The 17,234-nt window shown below is 68.8% G+C and carries 22 protein-coding genes; 9 read left to right on the forward strand and 13 right to left on the reverse strand.

Features of this window, described 5'->3' with window-relative positions; genetic code table 11:
- Positions 1–57: 57 nt before the first annotated feature.
- Positions 58–252 (reverse strand): hypothetical protein, encoded by a 195-nt coding sequence (locus ABGA98_RS35070; RefSeq protein ID WP_347622723.1) that lies wholly within the window; start codon positions 250–252, stop codon positions 58–60.
- A gap of 323 nt (positions 253–575) precedes the next feature.
- On the opposite strand from ABGA98_RS35070, the gene ABGA98_RS35075 reads away from it, so the two are divergent.
- On the forward strand, positions 576–1,145 hold the full coding sequence (locus ABGA98_RS35075; protein ID WP_347622724.1) for an RNA polymerase sigma factor: 570 nt from the start codon (positions 576–578) through the stop codon (positions 1,143–1,145).
- Complete coding sequence (locus ABGA98_RS35080) at positions 1,145–1,837, forward strand: hypothetical protein (protein ID WP_347622725.1); 693 nt, start codon at positions 1,145–1,147, stop codon at positions 1,835–1,837. Before ABGA98_RS35075 ends, ABGA98_RS35080 begins: the two co-directional genes overlap by 1 nt.
- 80 nt (positions 1,838–1,917) lie before the next feature.
- Here the strand turns inward: ABGA98_RS35080 and ABGA98_RS35085 are convergent, their stop codons facing one another.
- The 3 genes from ABGA98_RS35085 to ABGA98_RS35095 all read right to left on the reverse strand — a co-directional run bounded on the left by ABGA98_RS35085 (position 1,918) and on the right by ABGA98_RS35095 (position 2,898).
- Positions 1,918–2,184, reverse strand: coding sequence for a Tn3 family transposase (locus tag ABGA98_RS35085; protein ID WP_347622726.1), 267 nt, complete (start codon positions 2,182–2,184; stop codon positions 1,918–1,920).
- Positions 2,185–2,215: 31 nt separating this feature from the next.
- Entirely contained in the window at positions 2,216–2,407 is a 192-nt protein-coding gene (locus tag ABGA98_RS35090; RefSeq protein ID WP_347622882.1) for a Tn3 family transposase, read from the reverse strand.
- A 137-nt stretch (positions 2,408–2,544) separates the two neighbouring features.
- The gene (locus ABGA98_RS35095; protein WP_347622727.1) at positions 2,545–2,898 is read right to left on the reverse strand and encodes a VOC family protein; all 354 of its coding nucleotides are present in this window, start codon (positions 2,896–2,898) and stop codon (positions 2,545–2,547) included.
- Positions 2,899–3,545: 647 nt separating this feature from the next.
- On the opposite strand from ABGA98_RS35095, the gene ABGA98_RS35100 reads away from it, so the two are divergent.
- Entirely contained in the window at positions 3,546–3,761 is a 216-nt protein-coding gene (locus tag ABGA98_RS35100) for a hypothetical protein (RefSeq protein WP_347622728.1), read from the forward strand.
- Positions 3,762–3,974: 213 nt separating this feature from the next.
- Positions 3,975–5,036 carry a WD40 repeat domain-containing protein gene (locus ABGA98_RS35105; protein ID WP_347622729.1) on the forward strand — a complete coding sequence of 354 codons (1,062 nt, stop codon included), beginning with the start codon at positions 3,975–3,977 and terminating at the stop codon, positions 5,034–5,036.
- 89 nt (positions 5,037–5,125) lie between these two features.
- Here ABGA98_RS35105 and ABGA98_RS35110 read toward each other — a convergent pair whose 3' ends face one another.
- The gene (locus tag ABGA98_RS35110; protein WP_347622730.1) at positions 5,126–5,350 is read right to left on the reverse strand and encodes a Tn3 family transposase; all 225 of its coding nucleotides are present in this window, start codon (positions 5,348–5,350) and stop codon (positions 5,126–5,128) included.
- On the opposite strand from ABGA98_RS35110, the gene ABGA98_RS35115 reads away from it, so the two are divergent.
- Complete coding sequence (locus ABGA98_RS35115) at positions 5,328–5,492, forward strand: hypothetical protein (protein WP_347622731.1); 165 nt, start codon at positions 5,328–5,330, stop codon at positions 5,490–5,492. The two genes, ABGA98_RS35110 and ABGA98_RS35115, sit on opposite strands and share 23 nt — an antisense overlap.
- Positions 5,493–5,878: 386 nt before the next feature.
- Here ABGA98_RS35115 and ABGA98_RS35120 read toward each other — a convergent pair whose 3' ends face one another.
- The 6 genes from ABGA98_RS35120 to ABGA98_RS35145 all read right to left on the reverse strand — a co-directional run bounded on the left by ABGA98_RS35120 (position 5,879) and on the right by ABGA98_RS35145 (position 10,590).
- A complete protein-coding gene (locus ABGA98_RS35120) occupies positions 5,879–6,811 on the reverse strand; it encodes an LLM class flavin-dependent oxidoreductase (protein ID WP_347622732.1) in 933 nt (310 codons plus the stop codon).
- Positions 6,812–6,851: 40 nt separating this feature from the next.
- A complete protein-coding gene (locus ABGA98_RS35125) occupies positions 6,852–7,544 on the reverse strand; it encodes an alpha/beta hydrolase family protein (RefSeq protein ID WP_347622733.1) in 693 nt (230 codons plus the stop codon).
- Complete coding sequence (locus tag ABGA98_RS35130; protein ID WP_347622734.1) at positions 7,541–8,017, reverse strand: ester cyclase; 477 nt, start codon at positions 8,015–8,017, stop codon at positions 7,541–7,543. Before ABGA98_RS35130 ends, ABGA98_RS35125 begins: the two co-directional genes overlap by 4 nt.
- 17 nt (positions 8,018–8,034) lie before the next feature.
- Positions 8,035–8,982, reverse strand: a complete 948-nt coding sequence (locus ABGA98_RS35135) for an NADP-dependent oxidoreductase (protein WP_347622735.1) — start codon at positions 8,980–8,982, stop codon at positions 8,035–8,037.
- Positions 8,983–9,651: 669 nt separating this feature from the next.
- A complete protein-coding gene (locus tag ABGA98_RS35140) occupies positions 9,652–10,137 on the reverse strand; it encodes a hypothetical protein (RefSeq protein ID WP_347622736.1) in 486 nt (161 codons plus the stop codon).
- Between the two features lie 30 nt (positions 10,138–10,167).
- Entirely contained in the window at positions 10,168–10,590 is a 423-nt protein-coding gene (locus ABGA98_RS35145) for a MarR family transcriptional regulator (protein ID WP_347622737.1), read from the reverse strand.
- A gap of 137 nt (positions 10,591–10,727) precedes the next feature.
- Here ABGA98_RS35145 and ABGA98_RS35150 point away from each other — a divergent pair, with 137 nt between their 5' ends.
- Positions 10,728–11,717 carry an NADP-dependent oxidoreductase gene (locus ABGA98_RS35150; protein ID WP_347622738.1) on the forward strand — a complete coding sequence of 330 codons (990 nt, stop codon included), beginning with the start codon at positions 10,728–10,730 and terminating at the stop codon, positions 11,715–11,717.
- 624 nt (positions 11,718–12,341) lie between these two features.
- Here the strand turns inward: ABGA98_RS35150 and ABGA98_RS35155 are convergent.
- Entirely contained in the window at positions 12,342–13,025 is a 684-nt protein-coding gene (locus ABGA98_RS35155; protein ID WP_347622739.1) for a helix-turn-helix domain-containing protein, read from the reverse strand.
- Positions 13,026–13,171: 146 nt separating this feature from the next.
- On the opposite strand from ABGA98_RS35155, the gene ABGA98_RS35160 reads away from it, so the two are divergent.
- The 3 genes from ABGA98_RS35160 to ABGA98_RS35170 are packed head-to-tail and all read left to right on the forward strand — an operon-like array spanning position 13,172 to position 16,067.
- Positions 13,172–14,380 (forward strand): cytochrome P450, encoded by a 1,209-nt coding sequence (locus tag ABGA98_RS35160; protein WP_347622740.1) that lies wholly within the window; start codon positions 13,172–13,174, stop codon positions 14,378–14,380.
- Entirely contained in the window at positions 14,377–15,312 is a 936-nt protein-coding gene (locus ABGA98_RS35165; RefSeq protein ID WP_347622741.1) for an ATP-binding cassette domain-containing protein, read from the forward strand. Before ABGA98_RS35160 ends, ABGA98_RS35165 begins: the two co-directional genes overlap by 4 nt.
- Positions 15,309–16,067, forward strand: a complete 759-nt coding sequence (locus tag ABGA98_RS35170) for an ABC transporter permease (RefSeq protein ID WP_347622742.1) — start codon at positions 15,309–15,311, stop codon at positions 16,065–16,067. Before ABGA98_RS35165 ends, ABGA98_RS35170 begins: the two co-directional genes overlap by 4 nt.
- A 160-nt stretch (positions 16,068–16,227) precedes the next feature.
- Here ABGA98_RS35170 and ABGA98_RS35175 read toward each other — a convergent pair whose 3' ends face one another.
- On the reverse strand, positions 16,228–17,136 hold the full coding sequence (locus tag ABGA98_RS35175; RefSeq protein ID WP_347622743.1) for a LysR family transcriptional regulator: 909 nt from the start codon (positions 17,134–17,136) through the stop codon (positions 16,228–16,230).
- Positions 17,137–17,234: the final 98 nt, after the last annotated feature.

The following is a 17,234-nucleotide window of genomic DNA, read 5'->3' on the forward strand; positions in this document are numbered from 1 at the left end:
ATGTCCCGTGCGGCCCCTTTCTGCCGTATTCCGGTGGCACCCCTAGCAAGATCGTTCTCATCGATAACGGCTGTCCGCCGGTTCCTCAACCCCGGATCCGGGCACCAGGCGGACCGGGTCGCCCGGTTGCGCCGAGGCCGGCTCGTGAGGATCGGCCATACGGGTGTTGTGATAGAGGACACGACGATGCACGTCATCCAGGAGGATCTGCCGGCCACCAGGAGCGGTGGCGAGGCATTCGAGGAAGGGCATGCAGATGGTGCGTTCGGGCCGGACCACTACGAGGACCGAGCCGTCGTAGCCACCGACGCCTGCACACCCCGTGCGTCCAGACCGCCTACGCGTCCCGCGACGCCACCCGCGTACCGACCATCCGCGCCCTCACCTGCTCGGCGAACCGGGCGAAGACTTCACTATGCCATCGGGGAGGCGGACGAGTAGGCGCTGTTGCCCGACAGCGCCGTTGCGGGCATGGCCCGGACACTTCATCGGTTCGGGCCGAAGACAGGCGTGAACCATTTCGGCCTGGCGCGACAAGAGTACGTGTGACCGGCATACGCCAAGAAGGGGTCGGCATGCGTGACCCCATACGCGACGGCATCAAGGCTGACGATGCGACCCTCATCGAGAGGTCGCTGAACGAGCCGGAGACCTTCGCCGTTTTATTCGACCGGCATGCGCCGTACCTCCATAGCTACGTGGTCCGGCGACTGGGTCCCAGCCAGGCCGAGGACGTCGTGGCCGACACCTTTCTGACCGCCTTCCAGCGCCGGGGCGATTACGACAAGGCCCGCGCCAACGCTCGCCCATGGCTGTACGGCATCGCCTCCAACCTGATCGCCAAGCATCGGCGCACCGAGATGCGCCTCTACCACGCCTACATCCGCAGTGGGGTGCATCCGGCGGAGGTGTCCGGCGCACCGGTTGAGGACGGGGTCGGCACCCTGGCCGCCAACCGGCCTCTGGCACGGGCGTTGCTGAAACTCAACCGAGCCGATCGCGATGTGCTGCTGCTCGTCGCCTGGGCCGAACTGAGCTACCAGGAGGTCGCGGACGCACTTGCCATCCCTGTGGGAACCGTGCGCTCGCGACTCAACCGGGCCCGCGCCCGGGTTCGTCAGGCACTAGAACGAGGAGCCGAATGATGGACGAGCTCAAAACCATGTGGGTGACTCCCCCGGGCACTCCGGACGACCTCGCCGGAGCGCGGCGGCGGCTGCTGGAAGGAATGGACGGCCCGCCCGCGCGCCGGCGCGTCTTCGGGGGCGGCCGGGCGATCTTCACCGGTCCGCGGCTGCTGGTCGCGGCCGGCGTCGCGGTGGCCGTTGTCGCCGCACCGCTGGTGATCGGGGACGGTGAGCCCGCTTACGCGGTGGCGAAGAACCCCGACGGCACGCTGATCGTGACGATCAACGAGCTGCAGAATCCCGAAGGCTTGCAGGCCGCGCTGAACGCCCAGGGCATCAAGGCCGACGTCACCTACAGCCCACGGGACAAGAGGTGCGCGTCCGGCCGGTTCGTCGGCGCGGACTATATGTACGGCTCGCCTAACCCCAAGAACTTGACCGCGGAGCAACGTAAGGAGTTCTACCGGCCAGAGCACTGGCGGTCCAGGGACGTCACCCGCGCCATCTCCAAGGACACGTTCAGGATCTCCCCGAAGTTCATGAGGCCCGGAGAGACCCTGGTGCTGGAGTTCAGGCTCGGCAACGATCCGGGGGTCAGCTGGAGCCTGGGGGCCTGGCTGGCCAAAGCGGGCAGCCCCGTGCGGCCCTGCACGCTCGTGGATGAGGGAGGGCACGACAAGGAGCACACCGAGGAGATGGCGAGAGGCTGACAGTGAGGCTCCGGCGTGGCGACCATGGCCCCGCAGGAGTGCAGGCCCGCGCCGAACAACCGGTGTGCCAGCGTCTTCACTCACCGCAGTGGATCGGCGACGGCCTCCAACTCCAGGTGGCGGTTCATGTCGAGCTCGAAGCGCCCGTACAGGTTCAGATGGGTCCAGAACAAGGCCGACAGGCCCCGCCGGTCGGCCGGGCTCAGCCGCTTGCGCCAGGCCGCATCCCGCAGCACGATCTGGATCATCACCGTGTTCAGGTAGGCGATCAGATGCAGCGCCAGCGCGGAGACCTCGACGTGCTCCCGGTCGTCGCCGGTCAGGTCGCCGGCCTTGCCGTAGAACACTTGCTGGCGGAGTTGAAGTTCTCCACCACGTTCAGCCTCTCGCCGATCTCCCTCGTGAGCTCCTCATCCGCGAGGTAATCGCAGATGTAGATCGTTCTGATAACGCGGCGAGCTCCTCGATCGCCTGGTAGGTGGGGTGCTTGGGGCCGCCACGGGTGAAGCGGCGCAGCATCTGATGCGACTCGGCGGTACGCAACCGCAGCGCGGTCGCGTGCTTGACCATCTGGTCGTAGTGGCGGGCGATCAACTCCCAGTCGATGGTCTTGTTCGACAGCGCCGCCTCCTGACCTGCTGCAAAGTCGTCGAGGGGATTCGAGCTCCGCCCTACGACTCGGGCCCCGAATAACTGCCGGCCTCCGCTCAGCGCTTCCGCTCACCCAGGACGCAGAACTCGTTGCCCTCCGGGTCGAGGAGGGTCACCCAGTGCTGCTCGTCCTGTACGGTGTCGACGCGCCGGGCACCGAGGGAGAGCAGCCGGGCGACCTCGGCCTCCTGGTCGTCGGGGCGGAAATCGGGGTGGAGCCGGTTCTTCGACGTCTTGCCCTCGGCGACAGGCACGAAGAGCAGCCCTGGCATCCGGTCCGGCTCAGGCCGGATCTCGATGATCTCCTCAGATTCGTCGACCACAACCCAGCCGAGAGCCTCGGCCCACCAGCGCCCGAGAGCGACAGGGTCGGCGGAGTCGACGATGATCTGTTCCCATTCCAGTGCCATGGGCTTGAGCATAGACAGGACCGGCGGCCCGGCCCCGGAGGGGGTCGAGCCGAGATGCGAGCAGAAGCGGCCAACGGTCGATCATGTTCGTGATCTCGGAAGTGGACCGGGCGAGTTTCGGAGTCCTGGAGTGCGGAATCCCGGAAGTACGGCCTGGAATCCACATCCAAGATTGGCTCATCTCGGAAGCAGGGCTGGCCCCGAGTCGTACGGCGGAACTCGAACCCCCTCGACGAGGTTGCAGCAGGTCAGAGCGCTCAAAATCCACCCACGGCCGGAATTCCCGTCATCTCGGCTCGACCCGGGAAGCGCCCGAGGACCCTGGGTCTCATGGCCTGAGGCGTCACTGCTCAAAGCACCCGAGAGGAAGATCAACAGCTGGAGAATTCGCTACGCTCGCGCCCATGGCCCCCGGCTCCGGCCTTGGAACATCGGTACAGCGGTTATCGGTGAGAACGATCATGGTCCGGCTGTAGCCGCTGGGAGGGTGTTGACGCGGTTCTCGTACTCGCGGCGGGCCTTTCGCTGTGCCGGAACCGCAGGGGTGCCCTGGGCGCTGCCGTCGAGAGGCTGGCAGCGTTCGAGGAACTGGCGGTGGATCGCTGGCGCGGCGCTAACGCGCAGGGTGTAGCCCTGGCCGCGCCGTCGTGGATGCGCAGGGCGAGACGGTCTCGGTGGAGGACGTCGAGCACGTCGAGGATGTGCTGGGTGCCGCGTACGAGGCGGAACATCTCGGAGATGTGCACGGTGTCGCCGGGCCGCGCGTAGGTGAGCAGTTCGCCGAACTTCGGCCGCTGGAGGTTCCGGCCTGTTCCTCGAAGGTGACCGGGTCGGCGTTCGTTTGTCGACACTCGGGACAGTGATCACGAACCCACAAGTGGTAAAGCGTCGGGCGTCGGCCGACGGTCACCGAGGACCAGGCCGCGCTCGCCCAACGGCTCTACGGCGAGCGAGAGCAGACCGTCCAGCAGATCACCGACAATCGAGGCTGTCGCCATGTGGTAAACGCGCGACGCCGCGGTCAGGCTGCCTCATTTGGCGGTGTCTGTCAGACCTGGCCCCTACACTCCGGGCGCATGACTGCACCTATTCTCTCCAGCCAACTCCCAGCCGGGCGCCTCTGGGACCTCGACCTTGTCACCATCGACGGTCGTCTCCTCGTCGTCTGCGCCGTCGAGCCGCCAGCGTGGGTCTGGGAGCCGTCCAAGGACCGATGGACGCAGTACCGGCTGGACATGCCGTACCGTTCCGACGACTTCCGCGCGTTGGTCGGGCACCTCCCGACCAACAATGACAAGGACGCCGGGCTGTTCACTAGAGTCTGCGCCGCCGTCGTGGACGGTCGGATCGTGGTCGGTGGGGCCGAGTACCGGGAGTCCTTCGCGCAGTGGGATCTGGCCAGCGGAGCTGTCCGCGTGCATGCGCGTCTCAACCACGGCGGTACGGGGAAAGTAGCGACAGTGCGGCTGAACGGGCGACCGTTCTTCATCAGCTGTAGCGACCGTACATACATGTGGGATGCGGCACATACAGACACCAACGGTGCTACGGACGTCGAACCAGCCGTGCTCTATGGAGACCGGGACACCGTCACCGGGATCGCAGCTGGCACGCTGAACGGCCGCCCGGTCGTGATCTTCGGCTCCTGCGACGACAGTGTGGTGGTGTGGGGCGTCGACACCCAGAGCGTTGTCAGAGAGTTTCCCTGTCCCTTGCCCGTGGCGGACGTCGGTCTGGCGACGGTGGACGGCCGCCTCCGGATGGTGGCGGCTGGCGGGGACCGGGTGATCCTGGGGGACCCCGACACCGGGGCATGGGAGTGGGAAGGGCCGATCGATGAGGATTCGATCGAGTTTGACACAGAGTTCGACGAGGAGAACGAAGGGGAGAAGGAGAACTCTGTTTCCTGCATGGATGTCGGCGTCGTGGGCGGCCGTCCGGTCGCGGTGACCGGTTCGGAGGACGGTCGGGTGTGCGTGTGGTCGCTGGCGGAGCGCCGCCTCGTCCATGGGCCGTTCGACGAACACCACGGCAGGGAGGTTGTCGGCGTCCGCGTCGCTGATTGGGACGGTCGCACGGTGGCCATCACGGCAGGGGAGGACGGCCGGGTACTCGTGTGGAACCTCGAACGAAGCTGACGACGTGCCCGGTGAGGCCCGTCATGACAGGTCGTGCTGGTCATGGTCTCAGCCACTACCCGCCAAGATGATTTCCGCGCCTGGCGAGTTCACTCCGTGCCGGTCTCGTCGTCGTCCAGCTCCGGCGGGTCCGGGTCGCGCAGGGGCCGCAGCCCCTCGCGTGGGACGGATGCGGTGAAGCTGTAACGCCCCAGGACGTTGAGGTTGCGGTGCTTGAGCGGGGAGAGCCGCGCGATGCCCTCGTCCCGGATCTCGTGGCCCTCGGCGCCGAGCTGGTCGACGGCGGCGTCGATGTACCGCGTCGTCCAGAGCACCACGGCGTTCAGCACCACCCTGGAACGGCTCCGCGTCAACCGTCAGCTCGACGAAGCGCTGGCATGCGGTCCGGACCCGCTGCACCTGGCCGCGGTGTTCGGCCTCAACCCCAAGACCGCCATCCGCTACGCCGACTCCTGACGAGTGCGGCAGAAGAACAGGACCCCGCCGGTTCAGGCGAACCCAAGGGTCGAAACCATCCATGAAGCCTGAAGACCCTTGGGGTTCAGCGTGAGGAACCCTCGGTTCGGCTGAACTCTGGGATTTCCGGGCCCTCCGCTCGTGTCCGTGTCACCAGCCGCAAAGTAGCTGTGAGTAACCAGGGGCTCCCGGACGGCGTGGAAGTAACCCTTCTCCGCGCCGATCAACCGGCCGCCGTCAGCGCGGGAACCCCGGCCTTGATCACCGGAATGAGGCCGACGTTGCACGAGCGCGCCACCGTCCCCCTGGCGACAGCGACCCGAGTGGAGGGCCATAGAAGAACGTACGCGGCGCCGGCGTCCCGGACGAGCCGTGGCCGGTCGTCCTCACATGTCGAGCAAGGGGAGAACGCGGGCGGCGAACCGTTCCAGGGCCGCGTGATGGTCGTCGGCGGCCAGGCGGATGACGAGGTGCCGGGCCCCTGCCCCGACGTAGTGGTTCAGCCAGGCGGCGGCGTCCCCCGGAGGGCCGGCGAACATGGCCTGGATCTTCTCCACCTGTTCCAACGGGGCGTTGTAGTAACGCTCGATGCTCTTGCGCAGAAGCTTGCGCGCGTGCTGGGGATCGTCGTCAAGGCAGAGTGTCGCGTACAGGGCGGCGGTAACCGGACGGGACGCCAGCCGGTGGACGGCCGCCCGCTCGCGAGCGTAGTCGGCGACGTCAGGCGGATAGGGCAACCAGCCGTCGCCCAGGCGGGCCACCCGCCGCAGGGCGGATTCGCCGCTTCCCGCCAGCCAGATCGGCGGGCCGCCGGGACGGGCCGGAGCGGGCGCGAGAGTGACCCCGCTGAAGTCGAAGTGCCGGCCGGTGAACGACACGTCCTTGCCGCTCCACAACCGCCGCATCACCTCGATCGACTCCTCGAGACGGCTGAAGCGGGTCCGGAAGGGGACGCCGATCGTGTCGAACTGCGCCTGGGTGCCGGCGGTGGGGAAGCCGGCTCCCATCCCGACGATCAGCCGTCCGCCGGCGAGCCGGTCCAGCGTGGCGAGCTGGTGCGCCAACAGGATCGGATGCCGGAGTGCGGGCAGCATCGTCGCGGTGCCGATCGTGAGCCGCGGTGCGGCGACGGCGACGGCGGACAGCAGGAGCAGGGGATCGGCGCGGGGCCGGGTGAGAGGGCTGTCTCCGGTCCAGACGGAATCGAACCCGAGGACGTCGGCGTGGCGGGCATGCTCGATCAGCCGGGCCAGGTCGTCGTCACCGCCCGCGGCCCGGTCGCGGGTCGGCAACAGGTAACCGATCTTCACCTCGGCCACGTCGCACCTCTCTTCACGGGATCTCGTTCTCGGCATCGGGTCAGGAGCCGCTTGCGTCCCGCAGGAGGACGTCCGCCAGGGCGCGCGGTGCGGTGACCATGGCGTCGTGACCGGCGTCCAGGACCGTGGCCGCCCAGCCATGCTCGTCGGCGAGCCGGGCGAACGGCATGGGGCCACCGGGCGTGCAGAGCACCGCGCGGCACGGGATCGCGTCGACGGCCCCGGACAACCGGGCCGGCTCGGAGAACGTTCGCCGCGGATGGGGCGTCAGCTTGGATTCCAGCCATGCGACCTGGTCCGGTTCTGTCACGCCGACGGTGGCCGCGGGGGCGGGCGTGATGAGGCCGTCGACGGTGACCGATTCGATCCAGTCGCGGAAGAAGGCGGGGGCCAGGTCGTCCAGCGACTCCCCGTCCCGGCCCGCCCAGGCGTCGACCATGGTGATGCGGGAGACACGTTCCGGCATGCGGTCGGCGGCCTCGCGCACGACGAGACCGGCGTAGCTGTGCCCGACGAGCACGACGTCCCGGAGATCCTCGTACATCAGCAGGCCCAGGACGTCGTCCGCGTGCGTCCGCAGGCCGATCTCGGGCCCCGCCAGGTGGGCGCGCTCACCGAGGCCGGTCAGCGTCGGGGTGTGGACCTCGTGCCCGGCCGCCCGCAACCGCGCGGCCACGCCGCGCCAGCACCAGCCGCCGTGCCAAGCACCATGAACCAGCACGTACGTCGTCATCGCGCCGCCTCTTCCGCACGCTCGCGCCAGGCGGTGAACTTCGCCGCCGCGGCCTCGGTGGACAGTCCTAGCTGCTCGCACATCTGATGGAAGTCGAAGAAGAACCGCTCATGGGCGATCAGCCCGTCCCGCACGGTCCAGTGGCAGGCGAACGGCAGTGCGAAGGACCTGCCCGTGGGTTCGATCCCCACCAGGCTCTCCATCATGGTGGCCCGGACCGTCCCGGCGCCGACGGCCAGCTCACCGGCCTCGACGAGGTACTCCAACTCCACGCCGTAGTCGGGGAAGGTACGCAGGAACGCGGTGTTCTGCCGGGCGACCTCGTCCCAGCCGGTCGCGACGGCCCGGAAGGCGATCGTCTCGAAGACGACGTCCGGGTGACAGAACCGCATCGCCGCCGGGATGTCGGCACGGCTCTTCGCCCGTGCGTAGGCCCGTACGACCTCGGTCGGCGTGATGTGCTTCTCGGACATCCCCATGTCTCCTCGTCTCACGCGGGCTCACCGACGGCGAGCACGATCTTGCCGGTGGTGTGGCCGTCGGCGATGCGGTCGTGGGCCGCGGCCGCCTGCGCCAGCGGGAAGACCGCGTCGACATGCACTTTGAGCCGCCCGCCGGCGACGAGCTCGGCCAGCGCGCCGAGCCCCGCCCCGTCGGGGTCGACGAGGTAGTCCACGGCGCGCACGCCGAGCTCGCGGGCACGCTCGTGCAACCCCGGAGTCCAGGCCGCCTGGCCGCTGACCAGGACACCGCCCGGCCGCAGGCATTCCAGCGCCGCGAGCCCCGCCCGGCCGCCGAACATCTGGATGACGACGTCCACGTCCCGCACTGCGGCGGACACCTCGGCCGTGGTGTAGTCGATCACCTCGTCCGCGCCCAGCCCGCGGACGAAGGCGTGTTTGGCGGCGCTCGCGGTGCCGGTCACGTGTGCGCCGCGGGCCTTGGCGATCTGGACCGCCAGGTGCCCCACGCCTCCGGCCGCGCCCGCGACCAGGACCCGCTGTCCGGGCGCGATGGCGGCGACCTCGACGAGCATCTGCCACGCCGTCAGGCCGGCCAGCGGCAGCGCCGCGGCCTCGGTGAAGGCCAGGCCCTCCGGCATGCGGGCGAAATGACGGGCGGGGGCGGTGACGTACTCGGCGTAGCCGCCCGCCGCGCGGGGGAACCACGGCATTCCGAAAACCCTGTCGCCCGGATGGAACCGGGGCGTGCCGTAGCCGGTCTCCACCACCTCCCCGGCGACGTCCCAGCCGTTGATGAACGGCAGGTCGAGCACCCGGTTGTACGCCTGCCCGCGGCGTGTGTAGACGTCCACCGGGTTGACCCCGGCCGCCACGACCCTGACGAGCACCTCGCCGAAGACCGGCGCCGGTCTCGCCACCTCGACCAGCGCCATGGTCTCGGTGTCGCCCCACGCCGATTGTTGTATCGCCTGCATGAGCGTTCCTCCTGGAAATATCCCCAAAGAGGGTACATACATACTGCATGTATGTAAATGCCCACGCGGCCTGCCAAGGCGCATCGGCAGTCGGCTCGACACCCAGCCGGGACTACGAGGCGGCCGGATCCATTTCAGCGACACCACGATCACGCTGGACCGGGTAAGTCTTCACGGTGGCAAAGAGGCGGTGAGCACCCTGCCGCGGCGACCAGCGATCTGATCTATGCCCCGAGTCGAACCTTCAACCCATCTGAGCATGCCGAGTCGGGGGTACGCTGCCGATGGTCAAGCCGCGCGCCAACTTCGACCTGGTCGGTCCAGCGGATGTGCGCTCCGGTCGGCGGGGTGCCGATGGGTGGGCTCTGGGAACGTGGGGTGGTGCGGGTTGGGTTGCGGGGCGGATCCGGGTCTTCACCGATGAGGGGACACCGCTCGAGGTCGGAAGCCCTCGTGTGCGCATGGCGCTGTCCCTGCTCGCCCTGCAGCCGGGACAAGTGGTGCCCGCCGAGACGTTGATCGAGCCGCAGGATGACCTCCGAACACCCCTCGTGGTCCCGGCATGTCAGGAGACTCGCGGTCCGGCCTCGGTAACCCGCACCGCCTCGGCATATCCCGTCGGCTGCTTGCCTTTGAAGACGACCTCGCAGGTGTACGTGGTCTTCGCGTTCAACGGCACGAGCACGGCCTCTGGGATGTCGTTGCAGAGGGCATAGTCGATGCTGTCGCGGTAGTTGCCGTAGAGCAGGCGCGCGACGCCGTCGCGGGTGAGGATTCCCTGCGCGGGACCGCCTCATATTCCACCAGGTTGTCCGAGAGGACGGACTTCTCGCCGATGTTCACGTCCCACACCACCTCAAGCCCTTCGTAGGTGGTCTTGCACGTGACCCGTGTACCGTTCTTCGGCGCCACCTTCTTGGGGCACCGGGCGGTGACTTCGCCCGCGGCCTTGGCCATTGCAAGGGTCTTGCGGCGCAATTCGTACGCCAGATTCTCGCTCAACGTGGCGTCGTCGGCAGGAGACGGCTCCCCCTTCGGCATCGCGGGCGGTTCGGACAGCTTCTGCGGAAGCACGGTGGCAGCCGATGCCGGCCGGGCAGCGGCGTCGTCGGAGCCGGGGCCCTCGCCCGCGCACCCCGTGACCAGCAGGCCCACGAGGCCGAACATTGGGGCCACGGGTGCGTGTCAGCCCAGTGCTTTGCGCAGCAGCGCCGTCAACTGATCCTGTTCGTCGGGTGAGAGCCGTCCGACCGCCGTACGGGCGAAGGTGAAGGCCGTGGCGAACCGCTGGTTGATCTCGTCTCCTCGGGGAGTTCGCGCGACGAGTCGTGCGCGGCGGTCCCGGGGATTCGGCTCGCGGGTCACGAGGCCGAGCGCTTCGAGACGCACGACGATCTGGGTGATGTTGGAGGCATCGCAGCCGAGCTCCTCGGCCAGGGCGCCCATGCCGCGTTGCTCATCGAGTCGCCCGAGCACACATGCCTGCGCCGAGCTGAGCGACACCTCGGCCGCGGCCGCCTCGTAGGCGCGGTCATATATGTCCACCAGGTCGAACAAGACAGCCTCGGCCTTGGACGAGGTGGCCACGGGGCCGTTCGGCAGCGACATGGCCGCCAGCTTAGCGGAGTTATTTGATTCACTCAAATAGCTGTGGTCCAATGATGCTTGATTCACTCAAGTAACAAGGAGGGCCCATGGACAGCAGAGCCGAGCGCAGAACGGGCGGCGCGATCGTGGTGCCGCAGATGAACGCGGTCGTCCTTGACCGCTTCGGCGGAATCGACGAACTCTCAGCGCGCCGGATACCACTCCCGGAGGTCGGCGACGACGACGTCCTCATCCGGGTGGAGTACGCAGGGGTCGGGTCCTGGGACGCGGTCGAGCGCGAGGGGGACTACGACGGCGCTTTCGGCGTCGCGTCGACCTTCCCCTATGTCCTCGGCTGGGACGCGGCGGGCACGGTGGCCGCGGTCGGGCGCAACGTCACCCGGTTCGACGTGGGCGAGCGTGTCTACGCTGCGACGATGCCGGTGCCGCGTGGCGGCTTCTACGCCGAGTACGGCGTCGTTGAGGCGGAGTACGTCGCGCGCGTGCCCGACCGGCTGCCGACGGAGCAGGCCGGCGCGATGGCCTGGGATGCCCTGACCGCACTGAGCGGCCTCGATCTGCTCGGCCTGCGGCCGGACCAGACGCTCATGGTCTTCGGCGCCAGCGGGGGTATCGGCCACCTGGCCGTGCAGCTGGCGCGGCACAACGGCATCCGAGTACTGGCCGTGGCCTCGGGTGACGACGGTGTCGCCCTGGCCCGGCGGCTGGGCGCCGACGACGCCATCGACGGCCGCAAAGACGATGTGTTGGCTGCGGCGTTCGACTTCGCACCGGGCGGGCTCGATGCGGCTCTGGTCACCGTGGGAGGCGAGATCGCCGAACGATCCCTTCGCGCGATCAAAAACTCGGGACGGATCGCCTGGCCGAACGGTGTCCTGCCCGTGCTCGCGACGTCGCCGGGCGCGCCGGTGTCCTACTACGACGGGGATCGGAGCCGCACCACCACCGATCGGCTGAACGCGATCATCCAGGCGAGTTCCTTCGAGGTCCACGTCGCCCGAACCTTCCCGATGGAGCGAGTCGAGGACGCGCATCGCGCCCTGAACGATCACTATGTCGGGAAGCTGGCCCTCAAGGTCGGACAGGAAGCACGCTGTGAGCTTCCGTACCCGGTCCCAGCCGTCTGACCGGCCCCTGTCATCGCGGCGGGCCTGAGCGTCCACGCGCTGTTCGGTGGACGCGATCAGGTCGAACGCGAGATCAGCCCGGAACGGGTGGGTCGGATGGCTGGCCGCCCGGAGGCGACGGCTGCCAGGCGATCACTTCCTGGCGTTCGCCGGCCGCCAGCGGTCGCCACGTGGTCGATGCCCCGCAGGCCGGCGACGTCATCAAGGTGAGCGGTCTTGATGACCAGTGGCGCGACCACCTGCTGGGTGCCGTGCCCCCATGACACCCGTCTTGGGGGCGAGTGGCCCGCCACACTGGCGATGGCGGGCCTCGCGTCCACGGGTCAGGAGGCCGCGACGGCGCAGCCTGCCGCTTCCACGGCTGCGCGTACCTGCCCCTCCTCGACAGGACCGTCGGTGAGAATGCTCACCCGCCCCTCCCCTGGATCGATCTCCACCGCCAGCGTGCGCGACGCCTTCTCCAGCTGGTGCAGCGTCGAGAGTCGCTCCTTCTCCGCCTACGCTTCGCCGTGTTCAGCAGCCGGGTGGCCATGAGGACCTGGAACAGGTCCATGGCCTCGTGGGCGTTGAGGGGGCGATTGGACGACAGTACGTGACATCGGGGGCACAATCCCGGCGGTGTGATCACGGCGGGAGGTCGCGCCAGCGTTCGGCCGACGCCAGAGCGTCCAGGCTGATCCGCTCCAGGAACGCACCGCCCCTGGCCAGGCGGCGTCCCACGGGCGTGTCGAGCCCGAGCGTCTGCCCCGCCGCCTTCGTGATCTCCGCCGCCGCGAGCGTCTGCCGCGAGCTGATCACTGTCGAGTGGTACCAGGCGTCGTCGTCGACCACGTAGATGTCGCGCCGCCGCTGCGGATCACGCTCGCGCCTGATCAGGCCCTGCTGGGTCAGGTAGCCCACCGCCATGGAGATCGAGGCGGGACTGACTTTCAGCCCGCGCGACAGCTCGGCTGCGGTGAGCCTGCCGTCCTCGCTCAGCCACAGGCTGATGAGCACGCGCGCCATCATCTTCGGCAGGCCCATTCCGATCGCCATCTCGACGGCTCCTTCTTCCACCTCGAAAATCTTGCGGTCCCGGGGTTCGGCCTCGGGCGAACGGGCCGGGGTGCCGCGCCGCGCCCGCCGCGCTGCCGCCTGGTGTGCCCGCTCGGGGCGGTAGTCGCTGGGGCCGCCGTTGCGGCCGATCTCCCGGCTGATCGTCGAGGTCGGCCGGTCCAGTCGCCTGGCGATCTCGGCGTACGAACGCCCTTCGGCGAGGCCGGTCGCGATGCGCTGGCGGTCCTGCCGGGTCAACCTTCCTTCTGGCATGACGCCAGTATTGCGTTCGGCGTCACACAACGCAACGAATCATTGCGTTCGCTTGCAGCGTCAACGCATCAATATATTGGCTTCTACCTGCGATTATATCTATCGATTGATTGACAGAATTTCTGAATGCAACGTAGCTTTCAATCATGTCGAACACGTACTATCGCGATGAGCCGGTCACCCCTTCCCTCGACCGCGCACCCGGCTGTCCCTTCGATCCCGCCCCGTCGCTCACCGCCCTACGCGCAGAGCAGCCGATCGCCCGCCTGGCCGCGCCCGAGGGCGCCCCAGGCGTCTGGATGATCACTGGATACGACCTGGTCCGCCAGATCCTCGCCGACCCGCGCTTCAGCTCCCGCTACGAAACCCACTACCACCCCCTGGCGGGCGGGCACCTGCCGCCCGCCCCCGTCGGCGACCTGACCGGCATGGACGCACCCCAGCACACCCGCTTCCGCAAACTACTGGCGGGCAAGTTCACCGTCCGCAGGATGAGCCTGCTCACCGAGCGGGTCACCGAGATCACCCGTGAGCGGCTCGACGCGATGGAGCGGCAGGGGCCGCCCGCCGACCTCGTCGAGGTCTTCGCGCAGCCGGTTCCCGCGCTGATGATCTGTGAGCTGCTCGGGGTGCCGTACGAGGACCGCGACCGGTTCCAGAGCTCCACCCGGGCGCTGTCGGACGCCGGAACAGCTGAGCACCAGTACGCCGCCTTCGTCGAGCTCGGCACCTACCTGCGAGAACTCGCGCTCACCAAGCGGGCCAAGCCCACCGACGACCTGCTCAGCGACCTGGCCACCGGCGGCGACCTGACCGACGAGGAGCTCGGCGGCGTGGCCGCCTTCCTGCTCGGCGCCGGGCTCGACACCACCGCCAACATGCTCGCGCTCGGCACCTTCGCCCTGCTGCGCAACCCGGCCCAGCTCACCGCCCTGCGCGGCGACCCCGACCTGGCCGTCGGCGCCGTGGAGGAACTGCTGCGTTATCTGTCCGTCGCCGCCACCGGTATGCGCGGCGTGCTGGAGGACGTGGAGCTCGGCGGCAGGCAGCTCAAGGCGGGCGACACGGTCGTCATCGCGATCAACGCCGCCAACAGGGACCCGGCCAGGTTCGCAGGCCCCGACGTACTCGATCTGCGCCGCTCGGCCGCCGGGCATCTGGCCTTCGGCCACGGTGTCCATCAGTGCCTCGGTCAGCAGCTTGCCCGCATCGAGATGCGGGTCGCGTTTCCCGCGCTGCTTATCCGCTTCCCGACGCTGCGGCTCGCCGTACCGGCTGAAGAGCTGTCGCTGCGCACCGACCCCTCGCAGGTGTACGGCGTGAGCAGCCTGCCCGTCACCTGGGATCGGGGATGAACGCGATGCGAACCTTCGTCTCGGTGACGGGGCTGCGTAAGTCCTACGGCGCCCACCATGTCCTGGACGGCATCGACCTCACCATCCCGCAGGGCACCGTCTTCTCGCTGCTCGGCCCGAACGGCGCGGGCAAGACCACCACAGTGCAGATCCTGTCCACTCTGATCAAGGCCGACGCGGGCGAGATCTGGGTGGCCGGGTACGATCTGGCCAAGGAACCCGACAAGGTGCGTGCCGCGATCGGCGTCACCGGCCAGTTCTCCGCGGTCGACAGCTTCCTCACCGGCGAGGAGAACCTGCGGCTCATGGCCGACCTGCTCCACCTCGGCCGCGCCAAGGGTCGCAGGCGCGTCCGCGAACTGCTGGAGCGCTTCGACCTCACCGACGCCGCACGCAAGCCCGCGGTCACCTATTCGGGCGGCATGCGCCGCCGGCTCGACCTCGCCATGACCATGGTCGGCACGCCCAGGCTCATCTTCCTCGACGAACCGACCACGGGCCTGGACCCCCGCAGCCGCCGCACCATGTGGCAGATCGTCCGGGACCTGGTCTCACAGGACGGGGTGACGATCTTCCTGACCACGCAGTACCTGGAGGAGGCCGACGAACTCGCCGACCGCATCGCGCTGCTCAGCCAGGGCCGCCTGGTGGCCGAGGGGACGCCGGGCGAGCTCAAGCGGCTGGTCCCCGGCGGGCATCTGGTCGTGCGCTTCGCCGATCCCGACGGTTACTTCAGGGCGGCATCCCACGTGGAAGCCACCTCGCGCGACGACGAGTCCCTCACGGTGCAGCTTCCCGACACCGGGGTGCGAGCGCTGCGCAAACTCCTGGACTGGCTGGACGCGCAGGCCATCGACGTCGCTGAACTGTCGGTGCACACGCCCGACCTGGACGACGTCTTCCTCGCCCTGACCGAGGAGTCTGCCCGATGAGAGCGATCACCGACTCGGCGACGATGCTGCGCCGCCAGATCAGGCACCTCTGGCGTTACCCCACACTGATTCTCACCTGCGCGGGCGTCCCGGTGGTGCTCCTGCTGCTGTTCGTCTACGTCCTCGGCGGCATCATGGGCGCCGGGATCGGCGCCGACCGCGCCACCTACGCCGGTTACATCACACCCGGCATCATGATCATGACGATCGCGAGCGCCGCGCAGGTGACCGCGATCTCGGTGGCCGTGGACATGACCGAGGGCATCGTCGCCAGGTTCAAGACCATGGCCATCGCCCGCGTCTCCGTCCTGACCGGGCACGTGCTCGGCGCGCTCGTGCAGAACTTCATCGCGATCACAGCGGTGACGCTGACGGCCCTGCTGATCGGCTTCCGCCCCGCCGCCTCCGCGCTGGACTGGCTCGGGGTGGTCGGCGTGCTGGCGATGTTCACCTTCGCCATCACCTGGCTGTCGGCCGCGCTGGGCATGGTCACCAAGAACGTGGCCACGGCCAGCAACCTGCCGATGCCGCTGATGCTGCTGCCGTTCCTGGGCAGCGGCGTTGTCCCGCCGGCGTCGATGCCGGGCCCGCTGCGCTGGTTCGCCGAACACCAGCCGTTCACACCGGTCATCGAAACCCTGCGCGCGCTGCTGGCCGGGCAGCCCACGGGATCCAGCTTCGCGGCGGCGGCGCTGTGGAGCGCGGCCATCGCGCTGGGCGGATACCTGTGGGCACGCAGGCTCTACAACCGGTGAGGGCAGACGTGATCCAAACGCATTCTTCCAGCACTTGGCCTGCTGGTTCCCGCTCCGCTGGTCGGCGAGTATCTGCTTGGCGACATCGCCGTCAACGCCCTCCCGATCATCACCGGCCGGTGCGTGATCTGGCCGGCCGGGGCGCCGCCGCGGCGTTCGGCTACGGCCGGACCTGCCGCGGCTGACGTGGTGCCGGAAAGAGGGCGCGGAAGTTGCGGACCAGCGGGTTGGGATCACCTGTACGCCAGGTCACGTCCAGCGTGACGACCCGGGTCGGCGGTGAAAGCGGGCGGAATACCACGTCGCCGCGCCGCAGCCGGGCCACCGACTCGGGCACGATGGACACACCGATCCCCGCCGCCACCAGCCCCACGATGGTCTGCATCTGCACCGCCTCCTGCACGATCACCGGCTCAAACCCGGCCGCCAGGGCGACGGAGGTGATCCGGTCGTACAGAGCGGGTCCATACCGCCTCGGGAACATGACGAACGGCTCCCTGGCCAGGGCGGCGGCCGGGAGCGACCCACGCGTGGCAAGCGCGTGGTCGGCCGGGAGGGCGGCGAGGAGCAGTTCGCGGGCCACGGTGCGGGTGGTCAGAACCTCGGCGGCGGGGCCGGCGAGCGGAGCGTGCAGGAGGCCCACGTCGAGCAGCCCCTGCCGCAGTTCCTCGGCCTGATGCGCGGTGGCCAGCTCGCGCAGCTCGACCTGGACGCCCGGATAGCGGGCGCGGAAGCGGCGCAGCACTCTCGGCAGCGTGATGTTCGTGGCCGACCCGACGAACCCGATCACCAGCCGCCCCGCCTCTCCTCTGCCCACACGGCGGGCCGATTCGGCGGCAAGAGCGGCGTGGGCCAGGCTCGTGCGGGCCTCGGCGACGAAGGCCTCTCCCGCGGGGGTGAGGCGTACCTGCCTGGTCGTGCGCTCGAACAGGCGCACCCCTAGCTCCTCTTCCAGCCTGCCGATCTGCTGACTGAACGGCGGCTGCCGCACGCCCTCCCGGAGCGCCGCCCGGCCGAAGTTGAGCTCCTCGGCGAGCGCCACCGCGTAGCGCAACTGCTGCAGATTCATATGCCATCGATATTAATCGAGTCTTATATCGCTCTGGATGCCCCGTAATCGACACGGGCAGGGAGGGTGGCCTCATGATGAAGTCGACGATTGTCGGG

It is taken from the genome of Nonomuraea sp. B1E8 (genome assembly GCF_039871515.1).
Taxonomy (GTDB): domain Bacteria; phylum Actinomycetota; class Actinomycetes; order Streptosporangiales; family Streptosporangiaceae; genus Nonomuraea.